Source organism: Aporhodopirellula aestuarii (genome assembly GCF_023701485.1).
Lineage (GTDB): Bacteria > Planctomycetota > Planctomycetia > Pirellulales > Pirellulaceae > Rhodopirellula > Rhodopirellula aestuarii.
Genome location: NZ_JAMQBK010000128.1, coordinates 1 through 4,711, shown reverse-complemented (window position 1 = coordinate 4,711; position 4,711 = coordinate 1). Strand labels below are relative to the sequence as shown.

4 protein-coding genes are annotated in these 4,711 nt (G+C 52.6%); 3 read left to right on the top strand and 1 reads right to left on the bottom strand.

Features of this window, described 5'->3' with window-relative positions; translation table 11 throughout:
- Positions 1–131: 131 nt before the first annotated feature.
- The 3 genes from NB063_RS31130 (at position 132) to NB063_RS31120 (ending at position 3,001) form a co-directional block, all read left to right on the top strand.
- A complete protein-coding gene (locus NB063_RS31130) occupies positions 132–644 on the top strand; it encodes a hypothetical protein (RefSeq protein WP_047816153.1) in 513 nt (170 codons plus the stop codon).
- A 109-nt stretch (positions 645–753) separates the two neighbouring features.
- Positions 754–1,293 (top strand): hypothetical protein, encoded by a 540-nt coding sequence (locus NB063_RS31125; protein ID WP_250933587.1) that lies wholly within the window; start codon positions 754–756, stop codon positions 1,291–1,293.
- 766 nt (positions 1,294–2,059) lie between these two features.
- A complete protein-coding gene (locus NB063_RS31120) occupies positions 2,060–3,001 on the top strand; it encodes a hypothetical protein (protein ID WP_250933585.1) in 942 nt (313 codons plus the stop codon).
- A gap of 1,524 nt (positions 3,002–4,525) precedes the next feature.
- On the opposite strand, the gene NB063_RS31115 is transcribed toward NB063_RS31120, so the two are convergent.
- A partial coding sequence (locus NB063_RS31115) for a hypothetical protein (RefSeq protein WP_250933583.1) occupies positions 4,526–4,711 on the bottom strand: 186 nt, incomplete at its 5' end.

Here is a 4,711-nt window from a genome sequence, read left to right as displayed (position 1 = left end):
ATAGCGGCTTACTTGAACAATGCCGTGCACACGGAGCACGGCTTGCAAGGTTTCACAAATGGAAAGTCGTCTCTCCGTGCCCGGTGACGGCCGACGTTACCCGACTGAAGACTATTTGCATCGAACGCAACATGAAAACCCTCGACCTTTTGCGTGACCAGTGTCAGATCCAAGAGTACGTCTGGAATCGGCTGGACAACTATGAACCGGATTGGGATTGGGCGTTGGGTGATGCGGACCGAAAAGTGTCCCTAATTGCGACTGGCTTCTCTTTCGAGCAAAACGGATGGTTTTCGATGGTTCTCGACCGCCGGCCGCGCGCTCAGTCGGATGGTCAATGGCAATCATTGATTGGCCACAACTATCTGCCGATGCCGCACTGGAATCTTGATGACGACTACGAACTCGATGTGAAGCACTACGATCCAAAATGGAAGCCACCCAAGAATGGCTTTGATGATGAGTCCGCAGCCGAACTATTTGGCAATACAATTCGCGATGCGCTCGTTCACATTCGTGATCAAAATGGATTTGCATTCAACTTTTTAGCTCGTAACTGCGCTTTCTTTGTGGAGGAACACGAAGGCCGTTTCGGTTGGCCGGAATACAAGGAAACGCGTACTGCCGGTCGGTGCAGACCATAGCGGCGACGGGTAACCAACGCGTGAACCGGAGCACGCGAGCTAGCCTTTTGGCAATGGAAAATCTTTCGCGCGTGCCCGGTTACGCGTACCGTTATCCGAATGAGGGGCCATGAACAAAGCATCAATCAAGCGTCTATTCAAAGCAATCGAAGTTGGTGATGCCCCGTTTGTGCTCTCGGAAATTGACAACAACGCCGAGGCGCTTGAGGTTGTTGGCGAGCACAATCGCTTGGTGCGAGATAAGACGCCGTTAATGTATGCAATGCAAAGCAATCAGTTTGATATTGCCAACATGCTTCTCGACCACGGTGCTGATGCGACGGCTGTAATGTCAGGCGGTCCCCGAACGCCAGCGATATCCTTGCTGATGTACTTCGCTCATTGCGATCGATCCAACTTCAGAAAATGGGTTGGCTTAGCCAAACGTTTTTACGACCTTGGTGCGGATCCTACCATCGGGCTGTATACTGCCCTCTTTCACTATTCGGATTTGGTTCCCCGTACTGATCTAATCGAATTATCACTCGAACGCGGAGGTCGAATTGACGTTCCGTTCGGAGATTCGCAAATGACCGCAACGGATCTAGTCTCTGTTAATCGTCACCAGTACACTAAAGAGATTTATAAACTGCTCAAGGTCGAACAGTAATCCAAGTTGAACATGGGTGCGTTCTGCAAACCTCGGATAACCAAGTCGTGAACCGGAGCGACCGACGGCGCGTTTACAAAGAGAAGAAAAGGGGTCAGGACTCTTTTACGGCCCACTTCCTAGTCCTGTGCCGCTACGTTGAATGAAATGCGAAGCGAGCAGGGTTGGCTGAAAAGGCAGAGGACTGGCGATGGAGATCCCTGCACCGCTGGTCCAAAACGGTGAATCGCTGCCAAGGCTCCTGTCGCCATGGCCGATTCCGCGCTCGCCCAATTACCACCGCCGATGCTGACGGGCCGTATGCTGCGATTAATAGACTTCGCTCTTTTGACCGCGTAAGCATGCAGACCTATGAGGGCGGGGCCATACTTCGATGGAAGGAACACGTAAGCGATGACGGCGGGTAACCAAATGGTGCACCGGAGCGGGCCGCAACGCGTTTTCAAGGATATGGAAAAGGTGTCGGACACGAATGGCACGGGCGTAAGCCTATCGGATCAACATGTTGTCGATGCGGCGGGTGAATCCCTCATCCGGACATCTTTTCTTCCCCCACATGATTTGGAGTCACAGATTGCCTAACGGTTACCACCTGCAGCACCTTCATTTCCGGTGAATTCCGTAAGCCTTTTCCAACAGGGGTCAACGATCTTGAGTTTCATCGAAACGCAAGCAGATTCGGGTTCGTATTCACTCAAGCAAAGAGTTATTGACGATAGCGTGACAACGTCCAGTCTGCTCACCTTCGTTCGTGAAGAGTTTCTCAGTGAATCGCTCCTTCCTCGCAAACATCGCATTGGCGCTGACACTCGTTCTTGGCTGGAGCATGACGAATCACGTTTCGGCACAATGGGACTGGAACGTGACCGGCGGTGGATGGACGCCTTTCATGCCTAATTACGAGTATGGCAGTACCAACGGAACGGACACACCGGTGTTCGATGCCGACCAGAACCACTACGGAGGGCGTGCGAGACTCCAAGGATTCTATGACTTCGAAGGTTACCGCACGATGCTGGAAGTTCGAGGCACACTCGCGGGGGCGGACTCGCTGAAGGATAGTGCTGCCGGAGTAAGCACAGCCACTGACGCATTCGGCAGCGTTGACAGTTTATTCAATTTTAGTGTCTTGAATGGCAATTATAATGCTCGAGTTAACTCCGATGTGCTTTACAACGACCAGTACATCGGACTGCGAGACCGTTTCGACCTGACTCATTGTGGTTTGGGTGTGTTAACCCTCGGTTGCGGTTTCTCTCACGTGCACTTCGACCAAGACTTCAACTCGAATTTTACGGTCGTCGGTGCAAATACGTATACGAGGAACGCACAGGAGGAGTTGTCCACCCGTTTCCTTGGTGCCGAAGTCGTTGCCACGCTATCGCGTCGAATATTCGGCTGCCCGCTTGATTTCGATACCTCATTGGGTATCTACGACATGGACGGAGATTACAAAGGCAACGACGAGATATTCTTGAATGGTGGTCTCCTCAGGGCATCCAACGCTGAACTCTCCATCAGCGAAACGGCGTTTACCTGTGACTTCCAAGTTCGAACGACCGCCCGCTTCGCCGGTATCGATATTCAGCCTACCGTGGGCGTGAAATATATCAGCGACATGCCTCAGATCAGCAACACCAACGCGGGTACGACGTTGAAAACCGACAGCAGCTTCATCCTGCTAGGTGGTTGGCAGATCTCGCTATAGGCCATTCGAGCGAATTATCACCGGCCGAGGATAAAGTGTCGCCCACCTTTTAAGTCGCCGCCGTAATGCCAATCCCGTCTAACCGAAGATGACGAGACCCGAGGTTGTGCTCTGATCGTGACCTAGAAGCTGAATTGCTGGAAGCCTCGCAGAGCGTGGGAAAGCGTGACATCGAAAGTGCCTGCGCAATTCTTCGCGCCCTATCATGCCAGGGAATCGGATCGCTTTCTGCTGAGCAGATTGAGTCCGCTCGATCAAACGTTTTCACTGTTTTCTCATACCTGATTGCGTGCCAGCGAGACGCGGGACATCTTGCAGGTGTGCGCGAGGTCGAATACACCTCGAATCTCGCGTACGCTCTCATGTGCCTGGAGCAATGGAGCGAGAACAACCCGACTGCAGCTGGGCAAGCGTATGGTGGTCTCGAATTGGTGGAGCTAATGTATCAGGAAGATTGGAATTTCGAGCCGCAGAATGCTCCGGGATTCGCTGAACTCATGCTCGTCTCAATGTTTGTTCATTGGCCGGATCGCCGTACACGTCCACAGTAGCGGCACAACCAGCAAGGGTTTGACATTGCGGAGTGACGTCAGGAACGCAGCCGATGTCCATACCTTCTGCTCAAGTAGCCCGGCTATAATAAGAAGCTCTGGGACTATACGAACCGCTCGACGAAAAGGAACTCGATCAAATCCGATGGTCGATTCGCCGAGGCAGCCCCTTGGACAGTCAACTTGGGTAGAATCGATCGCACGTCGCCTCGACCTCGAATCCGCCCTCCGCCCACGTGGAAGGCCCCCAAAAAAAAGAACCGAGACAGAGAAAAGAGTCCTGACACACCTTTTCTACCCCTCCGACCACCCCTACCCGGTGACCGCCGGTGTTCGCTGAAAAATGAAGAACCGCCATCTAGTTCGATCGCTAGTGTTTCTTGCAGCCATACTCATGGCGCCGCTTCTCTTTGACGGAATCAAGGAACTAGCCATCTGGAACACGACACGGAACTACCCACGCCTAACGAATTCTGAGGTCCGGGAACTTGTTCAGATCGGCATGTCGAAGAACGCGGTCCACGAGCACCTGGGAGACCCCAAAACGAAGAGTGATAGAGGCAGAATCTGGACCTACCTGAACAGAAACCCCGATCCCAACGATCACGTGAGCCGCGGTTTCGGGATTCAATTCGAGAACGACATTGTGGTCAAAATCAACTTCGGATCACCCAAGCACCGAGAATAGGAAGTGGCGCACGCCCCCCGGCAAAGAAAAGGTGTCGGTTTTGAAATCCACGTCAACCTCTCGGGCCCGGTGAATTGGGGCGTTATCGAAAGGTGCGGTTGAACTGATTTGCTACTTCACCGTTCCATGCTCTCTGCCGCCTATAGAATCAGTTGTGATTGATGCACCGACGACTTGCTCCATTTACCGCAGTAGCTCTCGCGTTTAGTATTCCGTCCGTTGCGGCAGCATCGGATTTTGGAGCGATCGCGGTTGGTGGTCTTGTGATTCTTGCAGTTCTGTCAGTCATATCCTTGGTCTTGGCGGCGTCCACGTCGATTCTGCTAAATCGCTTTGCCAGCACTCGCCTAAACTGGTGGTGGCTGTTTGTTGTTTTTGTTCCAATGTGGTTCTACCTCTCGCTTCATTCGTACTGGCTTCTCTTTTTGTAGCAAAGAAAAGGTGTCGGATATGAATGGCACGGGCATAGGC